Annotated in this window: 15 protein-coding genes; 5 read left to right on the top strand and 10 right to left on the bottom strand. The window is 72.1% G+C overall.

The annotated features are described in order from the left end of the window. Position 1: 1 nt before the first annotated feature. Positions 2-1555 (bottom strand): hypothetical protein, encoded by a 1554-nt coding sequence (locus ACZ5SK_RS17930; RefSeq protein WP_361707863.1) that lies wholly within the window; start codon positions 1553-1555, stop codon positions 2-4. Positions 1556-2084: 529 nt separating this feature from the next. Here ACZ5SK_RS17930 and ACZ5SK_RS17935 point away from each other — a divergent pair. Together ACZ5SK_RS17935 and ACZ5SK_RS17940 are read left to right on the top strand one after the other, a co-directional pair. After that, positions 2085-4040, top strand: coding sequence for an APC family permease (locus ACZ5SK_RS17935; RefSeq protein WP_334575903.1), 1956 nt, complete (start codon positions 2085-2087; stop codon positions 4038-4040). Between the two features lie 93 nt (positions 4041-4133). Continuing rightward, positions 4134-4652 (top strand): hypothetical protein, encoded by a 519-nt coding sequence (locus ACZ5SK_RS17940; RefSeq protein ID WP_457493758.1) that lies wholly within the window; start codon positions 4134-4136, stop codon positions 4650-4652. 141 nt (positions 4653-4793) lie between these two features. On the opposite strand, the gene ACZ5SK_RS17945 is transcribed toward ACZ5SK_RS17940, so the two are convergent. From ACZ5SK_RS17945 to ACZ5SK_RS17955, 3 genes are all read right to left on the bottom strand, one after another. Then, positions 4794-5282, bottom strand: a complete 489-nt coding sequence (locus tag ACZ5SK_RS17945) for a GNAT family N-acetyltransferase (RefSeq protein ID WP_361707464.1) — start codon at positions 5280-5282, stop codon at positions 4794-4796. 108 nt (positions 5283-5390) lie between these two features. Continuing rightward, positions 5391-6503 carry an FAD-dependent oxidoreductase gene (locus tag ACZ5SK_RS17950; RefSeq protein ID WP_468576270.1) on the bottom strand — a complete coding sequence of 371 codons (1113 nt, stop codon included), beginning with the start codon at positions 6501-6503 and terminating at the stop codon, positions 5391-5393. Then, a complete protein-coding gene (locus ACZ5SK_RS17955) occupies positions 6500-7474 on the bottom strand; it encodes a Clp protease N-terminal domain-containing protein (protein WP_334575909.1) in 975 nt (324 codons plus the stop codon). The genes ACZ5SK_RS17950 and ACZ5SK_RS17955 overlap by 4 nt, the downstream gene beginning before the upstream one ends. A gap of 68 nt (positions 7475-7542) precedes the next feature. Here ACZ5SK_RS17955 and ACZ5SK_RS17960 point away from each other — a divergent pair, with 68 nt between their 5' ends. Beyond that, on the top strand, positions 7543-7902 hold the full coding sequence (locus ACZ5SK_RS17960) for an excisionase (protein ID WP_334575910.1): 360 nt from the start codon (positions 7543-7545) through the stop codon (positions 7900-7902). A 37-nt stretch (positions 7903-7939) separates the two neighbouring features. On the opposite strand, the gene ACZ5SK_RS17965 is transcribed toward ACZ5SK_RS17960, so the two are convergent. From ACZ5SK_RS17965 to ACZ5SK_RS17975, 3 genes are all read right to left on the bottom strand, one after another. Further along, positions 7940-8374: a DUF2267 domain-containing protein gene (locus tag ACZ5SK_RS17965; RefSeq protein WP_334575912.1), complete on the bottom strand. Its 435-nt coding sequence runs from the start codon at positions 8372-8374 to the stop codon at positions 7940-7942. Positions 8375-8501: 127 nt separating this feature from the next. Then, a complete protein-coding gene (locus ACZ5SK_RS17970) occupies positions 8502-8897 on the bottom strand; it encodes a DUF2267 domain-containing protein (RefSeq protein ID WP_334575914.1) in 396 nt (131 codons plus the stop codon). A 95-nt stretch (positions 8898-8992) separates the two neighbouring features. Next, positions 8993-9427 (bottom strand): Hsp20/alpha crystallin family protein, encoded by a 435-nt coding sequence (locus tag ACZ5SK_RS17975; RefSeq protein ID WP_334575917.1) that lies wholly within the window; start codon positions 9425-9427, stop codon positions 8993-8995. 128 nt (positions 9428-9555) lie between these two features. On the opposite strand from ACZ5SK_RS17975, the gene ACZ5SK_RS17980 reads away from it, so the two are divergent. Then, a complete protein-coding gene (locus ACZ5SK_RS17980) occupies positions 9556-10245 on the top strand; it encodes a type III effector protein (protein WP_334575919.1) in 690 nt (229 codons plus the stop codon). A 136-nt stretch (positions 10246-10381) separates the two neighbouring features. Here the strand turns inward: ACZ5SK_RS17980 and ACZ5SK_RS17985 are convergent, their stop codons facing one another. After that, complete coding sequence (locus tag ACZ5SK_RS17985; RefSeq protein ID WP_334575920.1) at positions 10382-11119, bottom strand: flavodoxin family protein; 738 nt, start codon at positions 11117-11119, stop codon at positions 10382-10384. A gap of 356 nt (positions 11120-11475) precedes the next feature. Between ACZ5SK_RS17985 and ACZ5SK_RS17990 the strand changes: the two genes are divergently transcribed. Further along, a complete protein-coding gene (locus ACZ5SK_RS17990) occupies positions 11476-12885 on the top strand; it encodes a DUF1996 domain-containing protein (RefSeq protein ID WP_334575922.1) in 1410 nt (469 codons plus the stop codon). A 60-nt stretch (positions 12886-12945) separates the two neighbouring features. Here the strand turns inward: ACZ5SK_RS17990 and ACZ5SK_RS17995 are convergent, their stop codons facing one another. Then, entirely contained in the window at positions 12946-15372 is a 2427-nt protein-coding gene (locus ACZ5SK_RS17995; protein WP_468418538.1) for an SWIM zinc finger family protein, read from the bottom strand. Continuing rightward, positions 15372-18215, bottom strand: coding sequence for a DEAD/DEAH box helicase (locus ACZ5SK_RS18000; RefSeq protein WP_443041319.1), 2844 nt, complete (start codon positions 18213-18215; stop codon positions 15372-15374). The genes ACZ5SK_RS17995 and ACZ5SK_RS18000 overlap by 1 nt, the downstream gene beginning before the upstream one ends. Between the last annotated feature and the right edge of the window lie 80 nt (positions 18216-18295).

The raw sequence follows: 18295 nt of genomic DNA on the forward strand, positions 1-18295 counted from the left end.
CTCAGCGGAACTCTGCCAGCCTCGGCCGCAGCCCCAGCACGGTCAGGAGCATCGCGCCGAGCAGCAGACCGCCCGCCCACGGCAGCAGACCGCTCACCGCCGATCGGCCCGCCTGGACGGACGACGCGAAGTGGTCCCGGTTGATGTCCGTCACCTTGTCCAGCGCCGTCATCCAGGCGGCGAAGTGCGCATTGGAGGTGCCGGGCTTCCAGTCCATGCAGAACTCGGTGGCCTCCCGCTCCTTCCCCGCCGCCACCAGCGCGCGGATCCTCCGGTCGTCGCGCTGGTAGACGGCGTACGTCTCCATCGTCTTCTCCGCCGCCGTCCGCTCACCGGGGAAGGTGATGTTGTCCAGTTCGCGCCGGAACTCGCCCGTGAAGCGCAGGTCGTGGTGGTCGGACTCGTACGCCTGCCAGGTCGTGGCGAGTCCGGAGTCGTACGTCGACAGGGTCGCGTCCTTCAGGCCGTACAGCTGTTGGGACTTGGCGAGGAAGGAGCGCGCGTACTGGTCGCGGCGGGCGGGGTCGAGGAGGTAGCGGCTCTCGTCGGCGTTGGCGTCGTAGGCGATCGCGCGGGCGCGGGACAGGGCCACGACGGAGTCGAAGGCGTCACGGCGGGCGCCGCGCAGGTGCTCGGCGGAGGCGGACAGCATCTGCGTGCCGAGGATCACCGCGAGCAGGGTGCAGACCGTGGCCGCGAGGACGCCCGGGTTGAGGATCCGCCGGAAGCGGCGGGCCAGGTGCCACTGCAGGACGCCAAGTACGGCGAGCAGCAGGATCCCGAGCGCCACGGCGGCCGCGAGCTCGGCGGACAGGGTGGCACGGGCGGTGTCGTATTCGGCGTCGAAGGCGCTGTCGTTGGAGGACACCAGGGTGCGGGACGCGGGCAGGAGCTTGCCCTGCAGGAGGTCCGTCGCCCGGCGGTGGTCGACGAGCGCCGATGCCTTGCCACCGACACGGTCGTCGTTCTCCAGCGCGCGGCCGATCAGTTCCTGGTACTCGGCGAAGGCGTCGGTGAGGTCCTCGACGGTCTTCTCGTCGGCCCTGTTGCCCTGCGCGGCGACGGCGAGGGTGCGCAGGTCGTGCCCGATCTCGCGGCGGGCGGTGCCGTAGAAGCCGACGGCCTTGTCGTACGGCGTCGTCAGGCGCCCTCTGCCTCCGTCGCCGCCGGCCAACAGGATGTTGGAGGCCTGGGCGTCCATGTCGTTGAGGGCGAGGTCGAGGTCGGCGGCGCTGGTGGTGCGGGGCGCGTCGCGCCCCGCGACGGTGTCCCAGGTGCCGGTGGCGGCGAGTCCGGCCAGCAGGAGCAGCAGAGCGAGCGCGGTGGTGAGCGAGAACGTGGCCGCGCGCAGGAGCCGCAGCCGTGCGGGGAGGGTGGCCCAGTAGCGGCGGCGCAGAGCGGCCCACGCGGCGACGGCCCTGTGAGGGAGGCGGTGCCCCGGACTGCCGGGCCGCGACCTCTTCTGGGGCTCTGGCCCGGAGGTCGTCCCGGGCGGGGCGGCAGATGGGTGCGTCTCCGCTTCAGGACTGCGCGCGGTTCCGGCCGTGATCGTCACGAGCCCCCCAAGGTCACGCCACGGACGGTGCGCCCGTCTCTCGTGCCGCTCAGTCTGCGACCGGAATCGGCCACCAGCGGCTGGCGTTGACGCCCTCCTGACGCTTCCTCAGGCTTGTTTGACGAGACCTTGACGGCGCAGGTGGGACGACGGGGCAGACCACGTCTCCCATGGTGCGGTGACCGCGCGCCTCCAGCCCGTCCCACAGCCGCTGGGCGACCTCCTCGTGGCGAAGGACTTGGAGAACGCCCCGACGACGAAGTCGACCTCGTCCTGACATGACACTGGGTGTCCGCCTCTGATCCACCGCCCCTCACCCCCGTATGGCGCAGTCCCCGCCCACACACAGGAGACCTCACCGTTTTGATGTGTTTCCGGCGATCACCGGGCCGCTCTTAACGGAACCTTGACGCCATCGGGCGACTCACCCCCAGGCCCGTACGTCACTCTCTGCTTACGCTGGTGCCGCCGTCCGCGTGATGGCCCGGACCGGACCGCACGCTGAGCCGCACGTCAGGAGAGCACGTCGATGGCCACCGCCGAACACCCGCCTCCCAGCCGCATGCGCACGTGGATGCTGCAGGGCCTGTCCGACATGGGCAAGCCCGGGGGCCACACGGGGCCGCACGCCGAGCCGGAACCTCCACACAAGGGCCAGCGCTGGTACCGGGTCATGTGCCTGACCGGCGTCGACTACTTCTCCACCCTCGGCTACCAGCCGGGCATCGCCGCGCTCGCGGCCGGTCTGCTCTCCCCCGTGGCGACCATCGTGCTCGTCATCGTCACCCTGGCGGGCGCCCTGCCGGTCTACCGGCGGGTGGCCGAGGAGAGCCCGCACGGCGAGGGCTCGATCGCCATGCTGGAGCGGCTGCTGTCCTTCTGGAAGGGCAAGCTGTTCGTCCTGACCCTGCTGGGCTTCGCCGCCACCGACTTCCTGATCACCATCACCCTGTCGGCCGCCGACGCCTCCACCCACCTGGTCGAGAACCCGCACCTGGAGAGTGCACTGCACGGCAAGCAGATGATCATCACCCTCGCGCTCGTCGCCCTGCTCGGCGCGGTGTTCCTCAAGGGCTTCCTGGAGGCGATCGGGGTGGCGGTCGCCCTGGTGGTGGCCTATCTCGGGCTGAACATCGTGGTCGTGCTGGTCGGCATGTGGCATGTGTTCACCGAAGGGCACGTCGTCACCGACTGGACCAACGCCCTGACCGCCGAGCACGGCAACATCTTCGCGATGATCGGCGTCTCCCTGCTGGTCTTCCCGAAGCTCGCTCTGGGCCTCTCCGGCTTCGAGACCGGCGTCGCCGTGATGCCGCACGTCCGGGGGGACCCAGGCGACACCGAGGAACAGCCGAAGGGCCGGATCCGGGACACCAAGAAGCTGCTGACGGCCGCCGCGCTGATCATGAGCGTGTTTCTGATCGCCACCAGCTTCATCACCACCTGGCTGATCCCGGAGAAGGAGTTCGAGCCCGGCGGCCAGGCCAACGGCCGCGCCCTCGCCTACCTCTCCCACGAGTACCTGGGCAACGCCTTCGGCACGGTCTACGACGTCTCGACCATCGCGATCCTCTGGTTCGCCGGCGCCTCCGCCATGGCCGGGCTGCTCAACCTGATGCCCCGCTACCTCCCCCGCTACGGCATGGCCCCGCACTGGGCCCGCGCCGTGCGCCCCATGGTCATCGTCTTCACCCTGGTCGCCTTCCTGGTCACCTGGATCTTCGACGCCGACGTCGACGCCCAGGGCGGCGCCTACGCCACCGGCGTCCTGGTCCTGATGTCCTCCGCCGCGATCGCCGTGACCATCGCCGCCCGCAAGGCGGGACAGCGCAACTGGACCATCGCCTTCGCGGTGGTCTCGGCGGTCCTCCTGTACGTGACGGTCGCGAACGTCATCGAGCGCCCCGACGGCGTCAAGATCGGCGCCTGCTTCATCGCCGGCATCATCCTCGTCTCCCTCCTCTCCCGCCTGGCCCGCGCCTTCGAACTGCGCGTGACCAGCGTGACCCTCGACGACATGGCGGAACGTTTCATCCGGGACATGGCCAGCCGCAAGATACGGTTCATCGCCAACGAGCCCGACCGCCGGGACAAAGCCGAGTACCGCGACAAGATCGAGCAGATCCGGGCGGACAACGACATGCCGGAGCAGGAGGACTTCGTCTTCGTCGAGGTGACGGTCACCGACCCCTCCGAGTTCGAGGCGGGCCTGACGGTCCGCGGCGAGGTCCTGCACAACCGCTACCGCGTCCTGACCCTGGAATCCTCCTCCATCCCGAACGCCCTGGCGGCCCTCCTCCTCCACGTCCGCGACTCCACCGGCTGCATCCCGCACATGTACTTCGAGTGGACCGAGGGCACGCCCTTCGCCAACTTCCTGCGCTTCTTCCTCTTCGGCCAGGGCGAGGTCGCCCCGGTCACCCGCGAGGTCCTGCGCGAGGCGGAACCGGACCGCGCCCGCCGCCCACGGGTCCACACGGGCTGAGGCGTCAGGATCCCGTCAAGATCCGCCCGCAAGGCGTCAGGGTCCCGTCAGCGGCCGTCGCCGGGCGTCGCTCAGCGACCTAGCGTCGGCGGTGTGCGACGGAGCGGACCAACAGACCCGGCCGGCGACCGCCACTGGCGTGGCGGCGCCCGGTTCGCGGTGAGCTGCGCCCTGGTCTTCTGCGCCATGACCCTGCTGGTTGACTGGGACGCCGGAAGCCTGACGCTCCTGCGCGCCGTGCTGTGGGCCACTCTGTCGACCGCTGTAGGCGCCGTCCTGCTGCCGCCGCAGGTGTCCGCGGGTCCCGGCTGGCTGGTGGTACGCACACCCTGGCGCCGGTGCATGGTGCGCACGGACGCGCTGACGACGGTATGGCAGTACGACGGCGTCTCCTCGCATCTCGTCCTGCGGGACGCGTACGGCGCCCGCCTGGAACTCGACCCCCGCGTCCTCACCGCGAACCCGCTGATCTGGCACGAACTCGACACGGGCGTACGCCGCTCTGTCGAGCGAGGGACACTGCGCCAAGGGGCGGACGTGCTGGAGCGACTCGGTCACCGGATCGACGACGACACCGCGCAGGCGGTCCTCAGGGCGTCCGGGCTCTCCTGAACGACTCGCAGCTGCTCTTCGCCGACCACGTCGGCCGCTTCTACGCCCGCCACGGCACCCACGGAGCGCGCGGCGTCCAGCGGCTCCTGAAGCCGGCCGTCGTGCGGGCGAAGCCGGTGTCCCGCAGACCGGCACACCGCGTCATTCCGAAGAAATGCGAAACTCGAATTCGGGACGGTCCCACGGCACGGCGGGCGGGTTCGCGAACGCGGTCCCGGTCCGCACCGCGCCGACGCGGTGGTAGAAGTCCGCGGCGGGAAGGTGCGACACGACCTTGAGACGGTCGATCCCGGCGGCACGGGCCTCGCACCGCATGTGCGCGACGAGCAGCCGTCCAATACCCCGTCCTTGCACGTCGTCGGCGACGAACAGCAGGTCGAGCTCCGGTGGAGCGAGGACGAGCGAGTAGAACCCGAGGACCCTGCCTTCGTGCTCGTCGGCGCCGACGGCCACAAAGGCGCGGTGGGCCTCGATGTAATCAGGACCGACCCGGTAGCCCGCGACTGCGGCTGCGTACTTGCCCTCGTAGGCGCCTGAGCCACGCACGAGCCGCGTGAGCCGTTTGGCATCCCGCGCGACAGCCCTCCGTATCGTGATCGGCTGGCTGACCGGGGAAGTCCGTGAACTCATCGGGAGAGTATTTCGCACCGGGGAGTTCCTTCGTGCGGCGGGTCGGCTGCTCGGGCAGGGCGTTCCTGCACCGCTGCACCCTGCTCCGCTCCTGTCACGTTCATGCGTTCAGCCGGGTCGGAAGAACGCCAGCATTTTCCGGGCGGCGTCCGGCGACCTCAGCAGTTCCTGCATGTCCGCGGACATCCGGGCGGCAGCGCTGGTGCGTTCGAACATCTCGCGTTCGTATTCCTTGACGGCGGCGGGAAAGTCGTCCGGGTGCGCGGCCAGCGCGAGAGCGAGCAGGGCGCCGTCGAGCAGCGCCATGTTGGCGCCCTCTCCCACCGGCGGCATCAGGTGCGCGGCATCGCCGAGCAGCGTGACGCCTGGCGTCGACGGCCAGGTCAGGCCGAGCGGGAGCGTGCTGATCGACCGCGGCACGACCATGTCGTCGCAGGCCGCGATCAGCTCGGTGAACCGTGGGTGCCAGCCGGGGAGCAGGTCGATCAGCCGTGCCCGGGCGGCGGCCGGGTCGTCGAGCGGGATCCCGCTGGTGGCGAACCAGTCCTCGGCGGTGTTGTAGAAGCTGACGCCGATACGCACGCGGCCGTCGCCGTTGCGCTGCGCCGCCAGGGATATTCCGCCGCCGAGCACCCAGTAGGTGCCGCGCCCGACCATCGCCGCGAGGTCGGGGTGCGTGCGGTCGATGTCGGGGATGCCGATCTCGACGACGTTGTGGCCGGTATGCGCCGGGCGGGCGTCGGTGAGCAGCGCGCGGACCCGGGACTGCGCGCCGTCCGCGCCGACCAGCAGGTCATACGGCGCACTGCTGCCGTCGGCGAAGCGCAGCAGGCCGTTGTCGGCGGATCTGAACGCGTGCCCCCAGCGCACCATGTCCTCGGGGAGGGAGTCCAGCAGCAGGTCGCGCAGATCGGCGCGGTCGACCTCGGGTCGGTCGAGCGGCGCGTCGTCGGGTGTGTCCTCCTGGAGCAGCAGGGTGCCGTCCGGCTCTAGGAGACGCATGTCCTGGCCTTCACCACGGGCGATCGCGTAGAACTGCTCGATCAGACCGGCCTCGCGCAGCGCCCGCTGGCCGGAGTGGATGTCGAGCATGCCGCCCTGACCGCGCGCACCCCGCGACGCCTCACGTTCGTACACGACGGCGTCGATGCCGTTCACGTGCAGCACCCTGGCAAGGGCCAGGCCGCCCAGGCCGGCTCCGACGATGGCAAGCCGGTTCACCGGCGGAGCCGGGGTGCGAGGACCGTGCGCACGACCTTGGCCACCTTGCTCGCGGCGGATCCGTCGTCTTCTTCGGGTTCCGGTTCGAGCATGCCCCTCAGCTGCAGCAGCAGCTGGTTGGTCGACCGCCACAGCGGGACGAACAGGCCGGCGACCGGTCCGACGCCCTGGACCGGGCCGCCGCACAGCTCGGCGACCTCCTTGGCGATCGTGACCGTCGTCGGGTCCCGGAGGATCAGGTGCACCTCGTCGTCGACCACCCGGATTTCCATCTTGCGCGCGGCGGCTTCCTCCGGGTTCGCGTCCGTGGTCGTCTCCGGGTCCAGTTCGTCGATCTTGGCGGCGACCGCGGCCGGGTCGACCCCGAGTTCGCGCAGCACCCGGGCCGCCATGCTGTTCTCCGCCCGCAGCATCGCCTCGAGGAGGTGATGGCTGCCGACCGGTGCGCCGCCGGCCAGCGCGCCGGCGGCGGACACGGTGTCCTCGGCGGCGGGCGTGCCGGCCGGCCATGGGCCGGCCGCGACGTCCTGCGGCCCCTGCACCACCGATGCCAGCACCGCGGCACGGATCTTGCTGATCGGATTGATCCGCCCGGCGAGCACCTTCGCGCCGGCGCCCTCCCCCTCCCTGACCAGGGCGAGCAGGATGTGTTCGGTACCGACGTCGTGGTGGTGCAGCTGCTGCGCCTCGCGCAGGGCGAGTTCCAGCGTCTTCGTCGCGCGCGACTCGAACGGGATATGGCCGCTCAGCTGCCGCGTGCCGGGCGGGACCAGCGCGGCGACATCGGCCTGCGCCGCCTCCTTGTCGTACCCGAGCCGGTGCAGAACCTTCGCCGCCGTGCTGTCCGGCACGTCGAGCAGCCCCAGCAGGAGGTGCTCGGTGCCGATGTGGAGGTGCTTGAGCAGCCTCGCCTGCTCCTGGGCCGCGACGACCGCCTGGCGGGCTTTCCCCGTGAACCTTTCAAATGTCATGCTTCCATGGTCCCAACCCTGTCAATACACTGTTATTGACAGGGTCACCGTGCTGAAGGGAGGGTGTGATGGAGACACCGTCGGACTGGGAGGACCGGCTCGCGCGCTGGCGGAACGAGCTGGAGTTGTTCGAGCAGCTGGACGAGACCCCGTGGGTCACGCTGGCCAAGGCGGAGGCCGAGACCGGCGTCTCCCGCTCGGCCCTGCGGTCGTGGTACCGCAACGGCGAGATCCGGTCTCGGCTGGTGGACGGCCCGAACGGCCCGCAGCGTCTGGTCCAGTTGGACGCGGTGATCGAGCGGGCCGCCACGTCACCGCGCATTCAGCGCAGGGCGGAGCGAGAAGTGAGCCTGGAAGCCCAGGTCACCCTGCTACGGCACCGGGTCGACCAGCTTGAGCTGCGGCTGGCCGCGTTGGAGCGACGGTGACCGTGTGCGCCGCGGACCGTGTGCGCCGCGCTGTGCGTCAGGCCGCCCGGGTGAGCTCGGCGCGGCCGAACAGCAGGGCGTAGCCGGAGGGGAGCCGGGCGAGGATGCGGTCGAGGAGTTCCTCGCCGGCGAGGTGGGCCACGACACGCAGGACGGTACCGGTGTCCCAGCGGGTGGTGGCCGGTGTGCCGCCGGTGCGGGTCGCCAGGTCCTTGACGAAGCCCCAGCCGGTGAGGGCTTCGGTGGCGGGGATCTGGGAGGAGAAGATGACGGCGGCCTCGTGCGGCAGCCGGGCGGCGAGCTCCACGCGCTCATCGCCGGTGAGCGCGCGCCCGAAGGCGGCCAGCACAGCGCGCACGGCCTGCTCGGCTTGGGCGCGGGTGGCATAGGCGCCTTCGTAGCGCACTTGTTCCAGCATCTGCTCGAATGTCATGCCCGTGGTGGACCGGCACGGCTGCTGCTGGGGAATCATCGCTGACGGGGTTGCCTTTCTCGGGTGAGGTGGTGGCGGCACCGGCGGCGCGGCCCTCGCGCCGGCTGCCGGTGTCGCCCGGGGTCAGGCAAGAGCGGGTGTGGCCTGCTGTGGGCCGGCCGTGGGGTCAGACGGGCTGGGGGTGGCCGAACAGCAGGTCGTAGCCCGCCGGGAGCTGGAGCAGGATGCTGCGGGTGAGTTCGTCGCCCGCCGCGTCCGCGGCCACGCTGAGCACGGCGCTCACGTCCCAGGCCGCGGTCTGTTCCGTGGCCCCCTCGATCCAGGCCGCGGTGGCCCGTACGAAGCGCTCGGCGGACAGCGGCTCGCGCGCCTGGAGCGGATTGAGCAGGACGAGGGCCAGATTCTCCGGTAGTCGGGCGGCCAGTTCCGCCCTCACCTCGCCCACCAGGTGCGCGCCCAGCAGCGCCAGTACCGTGCGGGCCGCCCGCTCGGCTTCCTCGGTGGTCTTGTACTCGCCGCGTTCCTTGACCTGGTCCAGGAACGTTTCCCATCGCATCACCATCGCTGCTCCCATGCCTGTGTGCGGCGGCGAGCGGAGGACGGGGCCGGCCCCGGGGCGGCGCCGGCCCCGTCCTCCGATGCGGCCGGGAGGGGATTTCAGCCGCTGATCTCCCTGTGCGCGGATCCGCCGCCGATGGCGACCTTGCGGGGCTTGGCGCGCTCGGCGATCGGGATACGCAGGGTCAGCACACCCGCGTCGTAGTCCGCCTTGATGTGCTCGGTGTCCAGGGTGTCGGCCAGCACGACCTGGCGGGAGAAGACGCCCAGAGGCCGCTCCGACAGCTCCATCTGCACGTCGTCCGCCTTGGCGACGGGCCGCCGCTCCGCCTTGACGGTCAGCATGTTCCGCTCGACGTCGATGTCGATCGCGTCCGCGGAGACGCCGGGCAGGTCGAGGGCGATCACATACTCCTCGCCCTCTCGGTAGGCATCCATCGGCATCGGCGACGGCCGCGACCAGGTCCCGGTCGTGCCGAGGAGCTGCTGGGTGAGCCGGTCGAGCTCGCGGAAGGGGTCGGTGCGCATCAACATCGTCAAACACCTCCAGCGTTCAGGTCAGGCACTGCTGCCAATGCGTTCACCTGCCATCGTTGTAACATGTCATCCAGGCGATGACAAGTCGAAAGTCGTCGAGATGATGACAGAGCGATGGAGGCCCGATGACCAGGGATGATCAGCCCACCCGCCGCGGCGGCGGTCTCACGCCGGCGTCCTTCCTCGCCGCCGCGGCGGCGCTGGACACGATCCACGAGGCCCTGCACACCGCCCGGACCACACCGGCCGGCACCGCAGGCGCCCTCGCCGGGTCCGACCGGAGCAGCTCCGAGCAGGCACTCGCCGCGCTCCTGCTGCTGCGCGAAGCGCGCGAGCAACTCGCCGAGTGGGAACCGGGCCTGATCGAAACCGCGCGGGAGGCGGGCGCCAGCTGGGCCGACCTCGCCCAGCCCCTCGGCGTCTCCAGCCGCCAGGCCGCCGAACGCCGCTACCTGCGCGTACGCCCCGGGACCCCGGGGTCCACGGGCGAGCAGCGGGTGCGGGCCACCCGCGACCACCGCGCCGCCGACCGCACCGTCACCGCCTGGGCCCGCGCCAACGCCGGCGCCCTGCGTCAGCTCGCCGGCCAGATCACGGCGCTCACCGGCCTCCCGGCCGCCGCCGACATCCCACTGGCCGAACTCACCGCCGCCCTCGCCGACAACGACCCGGCCGCCCTCGTCGCCCCCCTCACGGACACGCACCCCTACCTGGCATCCGGCCACCCCGACCTCGCCACGCGCGTCGACGACCTCACCCGCCACACCGACCGTCTCCGCCGGCACAGCGGAGACCAGCGCCGAAACAGAACCTGAAACGGGCAGGTCACCGTCTCCGTGGGGGGGGGCGGCAGGGGCAGGAGGCGTCACCTCACTGCCGGCACGCTCGGCCTGGACCACCTGACCACTGCGACGAGGCGGGCGGGCGACAGCGTCGGGCTCCCGGTTCGGCTCAGCGGTGCTCGGGGTTGTCCGCCCCCGGTCGGCAGCCGGCGTCCCACTCCGTGCGCTGGTTGCCGTGGGCCGGAACGCCTCCGGCCCGTTTGAGCAGGGCCGCCAGGTGCATCAGGTTCCAGGTCATGAAGCTGGTGTTGCGGTTGGTGAAGTCGTTCTCCGGGCCGCCCGAACCGGGGTCCAGGTAGGAGGGGCCGGGGCCCGCGGCGCCGATCCAGCCGGCGTCCGCCTGCGGCGGGATGGTGTAGCCGAGGTGCTGCAGGCTGTAGAGGACGTTCATGGCGCAGTGCTTGACGCCGTCCTCGTTGCCGGTGATCAGACACCCGCCGACCCGCCCGTAATAGGCGTACTGCCCCTGGGAGTTGAGCAGGCTGGAGCAGCTGTACAGGCGCTCGATGACCTGCTTGGTGACGGAGCTGTTGTCGCCCAGCCAGATGGGCCCGGCCAGTACCAGGATGTCCGCGGCCATCACCTGCTCGAAGAGCGCGGGCCAGACGTCCGTGGCGAAACCGTGTTCGGTCATGTCCGGGTAGACGCCCGGCGCGATGTCCAGGTCGACCGCGCGGACGAGTTCCGTGGTCACCCCGCGCGCGTCCATGATCGCCCGGCTCTTGTCGATGAGTCCCTGGGTGTGGCTGAGCTGGGGGGACGGCTTGAGCGTGCAGTTGATGAAGAGCGCACGCAGATCGTCGAAGCGGTAGCCGTCCTCGCTGGACGGGGCTGATGGTGCTGCCATGGCGGACTCCTGGGAGGGGAGGAGAGCGGACAGGGGCGAGAGGTGAAGGGTGAAGGGCGAGGGGTGAAGGGCTGGGGGTGATGCCAGCGGCAGCGTCTCGCGGAAGTCGCGCGCTGTCCTGTTACGACGCACCGGCACACGGTGGGTTCCCAGAGGTCCTGCAGCTTGTCGTGCGCGCTGCCTGTTGCCTGCCGGCTGCCGCGGATCTCCTTACGCACCGCTTACGGGCTCCCAGAAACGGCCGTTGCTGATCGCCACTCAGGTCACGCTGTGCTCGTCCCGGGTGAGGCCGAGGAACGTTCGTGGAACTGCGAGCGGGCCTGCCCGGCTGTAGGACCACAGAAAATGGAGCACTCATGCGAGTAGATCACCGGCGCGGCAAGGGCCGTCGCAACAGCATCGTGTTGGCCTTGGCCCTGCTGGCGGGTGGCGGCGGCCTGGTGGCCGTCAATGCGGCAGCGAACGCCACGGACACCGCCCCCAACGCAGCCACGCTCTCGGCGCCCTCACAGACCGTCAGCTGCCCAGGCGTCCGGAATCGATTGCCGGCGATCCCCTCGCGGGCGAAGGCGGAGGTCGACCGAAATCTCGCACTGTTGGAGACCCAGATCGCCGACGCGAACAACAGGATCGCCGCCACCCGGGGACAGGGCGGTCCGAACTTCGTCGACAACGCCGTCCTGGGTCCGCTCAAGGACAAGCGGGTCGCCACCCTGGACCGCATAGCCGTCGCGATCGGCCGCGTCGCCGACAAGCCGACCGGTCTGGAGGCCCTCGCTCCCTGCAGGCTGTCGGCCCCCGCCGCCGGCCCTACGGCATCCGCCTCCGCCGCCACGGGTGCCGGCGGCGCCCAGCGGAACGGCGGCGTGGTCAGGGTCGACGGTCCCGTCGCCTCCGACTTCGTCGACATCACCAAGGTGGCCCGCAACGTCCGGCAGGCGCCCTCCAGGGCCGGTGCGTCCACCGGCACCTTCGACTCCCGTTGTGGCACCAACCGGCGCGGCCAGCACAACTCGGACAACGACATCGTCGCCCCGGGCGTCACCAACGGGGCCCACCACGTTCACGACTACATCGGCAACAAGGACGTCAGCGCGGTCTCCACCAACGAGTCGCTCATCCGCCAGGGGACGACCTGCACCAACGGCGACCAGTCGGCCTACTACTGGCCCGTCCTACGTGACCTGACCAAGGCGGGCCCGGACGCCGACTCCGCCCTCGGCGGCGGGAAGGAGGGCAACGTCGGCGCCATCCTGGTCCCCGCCTCGGTCTCCGTCACGTACAAGGGCAGCCTCGCCGGAAAGGTCGTGGCGATGCCGCAGTTCCTGCGGATCATCACCGGCGACGCCAAGGCCGCCACCAACGGCGTCGCCAACGCCAACTCCCGCTGGACCTGCACCGGTTTCGAGAACAAGGTCGAGCTGGCGGACAAGTACCCGCTGTGCCCGAGGGGCAGCAAGGTGGTGCGCAAGTTCCGCTTCCAGAGCTGCTGGGACGGCAGGAACATCGACAGCGCCGACCACCGCAGCCACGTCGCCTTCGCCGACCCCGCGACCGGTGCCTGCCCGTCCGGTTTCGTGGCCGTCCCGCAACTGACCATGCGACTGGTCTACAAGGTGCCCTCCGGCCCCCACTACGCCGTCGACGGCTTCCAGGGGCAGGGGCACAAGGCGATCACCGACCACGACGACTTCATCGAGGTCATGAACCCCCGGCTCATGAACCAAGCCGTCAAGTGCATCAACTCCGGCAGGCACTGCGGCTGAACAGCCGTCGGGAACCGGCTTCCGGCCGTCGGACGTGCCGCATGCCTGGAGTCCTGTTCATCAAAGGTCCTCCGAGCCGCCCAGGCCGGTGAGGGCGCCCACCGGGTCCGGGTCGGGGGTGCCGCGGGGCCACCAGTCGTCGTCGCCCGGTTCCGACTCGTACGCATACCACAGGCCGTCGCGGCCGAAGCGGAGCTGGACGTGACCACGGGGGTGGGTGAGGTGGTTGCGGCGGGGACGGAAGGCGGGGAGGTCGGCGGCCAGGAGGAGAGGGCGGGCCCGGTCGAAGCGGCCGGCCGGCGGATCCCAGGACTCCTCCAGGACGGTGAGCCCGTCCGGCCCGCCCTGCCGCCAGGCCGCCACCGCGCGCGCCAGCTCGGACGGGGTACGGCCGACGGCGGAGGCGAGCGAGGCGTAGAGGGAACGCGTGGTGGCGGTGAGCCCGGAGCCCGGGCGGGACGCGGCGAGGCGCACGGCGTCCTGCCAGAGGGTCAGTTCGCCGATCTCGTCATGACCGGTGGTCAGCAGGGCGTGGGCGCGGGCGGCCGCGTCGGTCGCCAGGTGATCCAGCTCGAAGGAGTCGGGGCCGTTCGGCGCGGACGGGTACGCCGGGGGCTGCTCGGGATGCGCAGGCACGGGCAACGGGGCCGGAAGGGGCGGAAGCCGACGTTCGGCGAGCGCTTCGGCGGCCCGTACGCCCGGCAGGGGCTCCGGTTCCTGTTCCTGTGCGGCACGGGCCGCACGCGTGGCGTTACGGCGGGACAGCGCGTCGAGTACGTCGCGTTCGCCGCGACCGCGCAGCAGGAGCAGCACGAACGGGTCGGCGTCGAGCAGTCGCGCGGTCTGGTAGCAGAGGGCGGCCGCGTGCTTGCAGGGGTGACCGCGGTCGGGGCAGCTGCAGTGCGGGTCGAGGTCGCCGGGGCCGGGCAGCAGTGGCACCCCGCAGTCGGCGAGGGACTCGGGCAGCTCCTTGTCGAGCAGCGCGGCGATGTGTCCGGGACGCTCGACGGCGGCGTCCAGGAACCGCTCCCAGTGCTCGTCCCCCAGGGTGCGCAGGCGCACCTGGACGCGGTAGGGGCGGGGGCGGCTGCCCTGCACGTACGCCAGGACGAGCCCAGGGGTGACCGTGATCGCGTCCACGTTTCCCTGCTCTGCGTAACCGCGGCCGCGGGCCAGGCGCGCCGGGTCCAGGGCGCCTTCTTCGAGCGCGGTCACCCAGGCGTTGCCCCACCACGTCTCGGCGAAGGATCCACCGGTGCGAGGCGGGAAGGCGGGGAAGGTGCGGCGGTGGTCACCGTCCCGGGAGGGGGCGGCCATGGAGCGGGGGGTGGTGGGGGTGAGTGGGGTGGTGGGGGTGAGTGGGGTGGTGGGGGTGAGTGGGGTGGTTTGGGTGAGTGGGGTGGTTTGGGTGCGGGGCGGTTCGGCGGTCTCCGAGAAGGGCGAACTTCCCTCGGTGGGCGGGGTAGGTGCGTCGTACCGGACGGGTTCGGGCTCGGAATCCGGGTGCGACTCGGAATCCGGGTGCGTCTCAGCATCCGGGTGCCGCTCGGAATCCGGACGCGGCTCGGCATCCGGGTGCCGCTCGGAATCCGGACGCGGCTCGGCATCCGGGTGCTGCTCGGGACGCGGATACGGCTCGGGACGCGGTTCAGGCTCGGGGCGAGGATCGCGATCGGGACCCAGGCCGGGATCGCGATCGGGGCCCCGGTCGGGATCGGCGGCGGGACCCACGTCGGGACCGAGGTCGGGGGCGGGATCGAGGTCGGGCGGGTCCTCCGGTGGCATTCGGAAGGCGTCCGAGAGCAACTCCCTTACCGCACGCGCGCGTTCTTCGGCGACATGGTCACGCGTGCGGCCGGGGCGCCGGGCTTCGGACGCGCCGGCGTCCGCGCGAGGGCGGGGGTGCGGTCGTGGGTGTCGGCTGCCGGGTGCGGTCTCCCGCCCTGCCTGCTCCCCCGCTTCGGCCGCATCCTGCCGCGCCTGCGCGCGTGCCGCCCGCAGGGCCTCACGGGCGATGTCCCCGGGGCGGGCGCCGGTCGTCCCCTGCCGGACGTGCGGCTCGTCGGCCGCCGGTCCGGCGTCCGCGGGTGGAGCGGGGGCCGCTGCGGGGATGGCGTCGGCGGCTGCCGGGGCGCCCTCCGCGGGAGCGGTGGGCGACGTGGAAGCAGTCGGTGCGGGGGTGGGGTCCGACGGGCGTCGCAGGGCCGCGCGGGCCGCGTCGCCCGGCCGGGGGGCAGGGCCTGCGGGCCGCTGCGACGACTCCTGCGCCGACTGTTCCTGCCGCCGCTCCCGGGCCGCCCGCAGCGCGCGGCGGGCCTCGTCGGCCGGCCTGCTGCCCTGCTCTTGGTGCGCCGCCCCGGTGACTGCGTCGGTCTCCACCTCGCCCCCGGTTTCCACCTCGCCTCCGGTTTCCACCATGGCATCGGTTTCCACCTCGGCGTCGGGCGGGACCGCGTCGTGCCTCTTCTGCTCGTGCGACTCCCCCATCACGCCTCCCTCCGCAGCCTGACCAGGTCGGTCAGCTCGCGGTCCGTCAGTTCCGTGAGGGCCGACTCGCCGGAGCCGAGGATCGCGTCGGCCAGGGCGCGCTTGGCCTGGAGCATCTCGGCGATGCGGTCCTCGACCGTGCCCTCGGTGATGAGGCGGTGGACCTGGACCGGCTGGGTCTGCCCGATGCGGTAGGCGCGGTCGGTGGCCTGTTCCTCCACCGCCGGGTTCCACCAGCGGTCGAAGTGGACGACATGACCCGCGCGCGTGAGGTTGAGGCCGGTGCCGGCGGCCTTCAGGGAGAGGACCAGGACCGGGGTCGCACCGCTCTGGAAGCGGTCCACCATCCGCTCCCGCTCGGGTACCGGGGTGCCGCCGTACAGCAGGTCGACCGGGACCGCGCGGGCGGTGAGGTGGGCGGCGATCAGGCGGGCCATGCCGACGTACTGCGTGAAGACGAGGGCCGAGCCGTCCTCGGCGAGCAAGGTGTCGAGCAGCTCGTCCAGGAGAGCGAGCTTGCCTGAGCGGGCGGCCAGCGCGTCGCCGACCGAGGCGCTCTCCTCCTTGAGGTACAGGGCGGGGTGGTCGCAGATCTGCTTCAGCGCGCCCAGGAGCTTCAGCACCAGGCCACGCCGGGCGATGCCGTCCGCCGTCTCGATGGCCAGCAGGGACTCCCGCACCACCGCCTCGTACAGTGCGGCCTGCTCCCGGGTGAGCGGGACCGGGTGGTCGGTCTCCGTCTTGGGCGGCAGTTCGGGCACGATGCCGGGGTCGGACTTCTTGCGGCGCAGGAGGAAGGGGCGCACCAGGCGGGCGAGGCGCTCCGCCGCGAGCTCGTCCTCGCCGTTCTCCACGGCGCGCGCGTGCCGGGCGCGGAAGGACTTCAGGGGGCCGAGGAGTCCCGGTGTCGTCCAGTCGAGCAGGGCCCACAGCTCGGAGAGGTTGTTCTCGACGGGTGTGCCGGTCAGAGCCACGCGCGCGGGCGTCGGGATCGTGCGCAGGGCCTTCGCCGTCGCCGAGAAGGGGTTCTTCACGTGCTGGGCCTCGTCCGCGACGACCATGCCCCAGGGCTGCCCGGCCAGGGTCGCTGCCGCCGAGCGCATCGTGCCGTAAGTGGTGAGGACGAAACCGCCGGTCAGGTCCGTGAGGCTGCGGTCGGGGCCGTGGAAGCGGCGGACGGGGACGGCGGGCGCGAACCGGGTGATCTCGCGCTGCCAGTTGCCCAGGAGGGAGGCCGGGCAGACCACGAGGGTCGGCTCGGTACGAGCTCGCTTCAGGTGCAGGGCGATGACGGTGATCGTCTTTCCGAGGCCCATGTCGTCGGCGAGGCAGCCGCCGAGGCCGAGGGAGGTCATGAGGTCGAGCCAGGCCAGGCCGCGCAGCTGGTAGTCGCGGAGGGTGGCGTGCAGGCCGTCGGGCGGCTGCGCGGGGTGCACCCCGGCGGTGAGGCGGTCGCGCAGGGCGGCCAGGGCGCCGACGGGGACCGCCTCCACGGTCTCGCCGTCGACCTCCGCGGTGCCGGTGAGGGCGACGGACAGGGCGTCGACCGGGTCCAGCAGGCCCAGTTCCCGTTTGCGGGCCTTGCGGACGAGCGCGGGATCGACCAGCACCCACTGGTCGCGGAGCCGGACCACCGGGCGGTGGGCCTCCGCCAGCGCGTCCATCTCGGCCTCGCTGAGCGGGTCGCCGCCGAGCGCGAGCTGCCAGCGGAACTGGAGCAGTTCCTCGCCCTCGAAGAAGCCGGTGCCGTCGGTCGCGGAGCCCGGCGCGGGCCGGACCACCGCGGCCGCGCTGAGGTCCTGCGCCAGGTCCCTCGGCCAGTGCACGGCGACCCCGGTCGCCGCGAGGCGGGTGGCCGCCACGCCGAGCAGGTCGCCCAGCTCGTCCTCGGAGAGGGCCAGGACGTCCGGCGCGTCCTGGTCGGCGAGCCGGGCGAGCGGCGGCCACACGCGGGCCGCGCGCCGCACGGCGAGGGCGGCGTCCACGCGTGCGCGTGCCCCGAAGGCGGCGTCGGCCCCGCCGGCCCACAGGGTCGCCGCGTCCGTCACCAGGGTCGGGTCGGCGAGGCTGTGCACCTGGACGATCGCGGCGCCCGCGCTGCGCACCCGCTCGCCGTCGTCGGACACGTCGAACATGTCGTACGCGGACAGGTCGAGGCGGAGCGAGATCCGCACGCCCGCGTCCATGCCGGCCGCGACCTCGGCGGCCCAGTCGTGTGCGCCGGGCAGCCGCTGGGGGCGGCGGTCCGCGAAGGGCTTCCCGCAGGCGTGCGGCGCGGCAGGGGTGCGGGGCAGGGTGTCCGCGACGGCGTCCAGGAAGGAGCGCATCAGGGCCTCCGGCTTCGGCAGCCGGAGCGGGCCGGGGCCGGGGAGCGGCACCGCGTGGCCCTCGGGCGGGAGCGCGGCGGCGATCGCGCGCAGGTGTGCGATGTCCTCGGGGTCCAGGGGGCCCGCGCGCCAGGCGTCGTGTCCGGCGGGCGTCAGGCCGGGCAGCAGGCGGCCGCGGGCGGTGAGCCGCAACGCGTGCAGGGCGGCGGCGCCCCAGCAGGCGGTGGCCGGGTGGGCGGCGGGGTCTCGGCGGGCGCGCACGAGCAGCTCGAGCGCCTTGTCGAGCGGCAGGGACAGGGCAGGGGCCTGGGTACGGCGGATGGAGGAACCGTGCCGCCGGACGACGGTGAGCTCCGTGAGTTCCGCATGGTCCGCGTCCGCCGCGAGGGGCGGCGGGCCCGGTGACGGGTCCCAGAAGGCGACGCGGCCCTCGCGCGGGAGGGGTGCGGGCAGGAAGACGGCGGCGAGCCGCACGGAGACGGCGCCGGGCTCCGCCGAAGCCGCCTCGCCGGCCATGACGCTCATACCTTGTGTCCACCTCCCGCCCGTGTGTCGGATCAGTCGTCTTCGACTCTACGGGCGGGGTCTGACAATCG

The sequence above is a fragment of the Streptomyces sp. NPDC031474 genome (assembly GCF_055581185.1).

Coding starts and splice junctions, on each gene's coding strand:
- ACZ5SK_RS17935 (WP_334575903.1), top strand. CDS start 2,085: ATGGCCACCGCCGAACACCCGCCTCCCAGCCGCATGCGCACGTGGATG.
- ACZ5SK_RS17945 (WP_361707464.1), bottom strand. CDS start 5,282: ATGAGTTCACGGACTTCCCCGGTCAGCCAGCCGATCACGATACGGAGG.
- ACZ5SK_RS17955 (WP_334575909.1), bottom strand. CDS start 7,474: ATGACATTTGAAAGGTTCACGGGGAAAGCCCGCCAGGCGGTCGTCGCG.
- ACZ5SK_RS17960 (WP_334575910.1), top strand. CDS start 7,543: ATGGAGACACCGTCGGACTGGGAGGACCGGCTCGCGCGCTGGCGGAAC.
- ACZ5SK_RS17965 (WP_334575912.1), bottom strand. CDS start 8,374: ATGATTCCCCAGCAGCAGCCGTGCCGGTCCACCACGGGCATGACATTC.
- ACZ5SK_RS17970 (WP_334575914.1), bottom strand. CDS start 8,897: ATGGTGATGCGATGGGAAACGTTCCTGGACCAGGTCAAGGAACGCGGC.
- ACZ5SK_RS17975 (WP_334575917.1), bottom strand. CDS start 9,427: ATGTTGATGCGCACCGACCCCTTCCGCGAGCTCGACCGGCTCACCCAG.
- ACZ5SK_RS17980 (WP_334575919.1), top strand. CDS start 9,556: ATGACCAGGGATGATCAGCCCACCCGCCGCGGCGGCGGTCTCACGCCG.
- ACZ5SK_RS17985 (WP_334575920.1), bottom strand. CDS start 11,119: ATGGCAGCACCATCAGCCCCGTCCAGCGAGGACGGCTACCGCTTCGAC.
- ACZ5SK_RS17990 (WP_334575922.1), top strand. CDS start 11,476: ATGCGAGTAGATCACCGGCGCGGCAAGGGCCGTCGCAACAGCATCGTG.
- ACZ5SK_RS17995 (WP_468418538.1), bottom strand. CDS start 15,372: ATGGGGGAGTCGCACGAGCAGAAGAGGCACGACGCGGTCCCGCCCGAC.
- ACZ5SK_RS18000 (WP_443041319.1), bottom strand. CDS start 18,215: ATGGCCGGCGAGGCGGCTTCGGCGGAGCCCGGCGCCGTCTCCGTGCGG.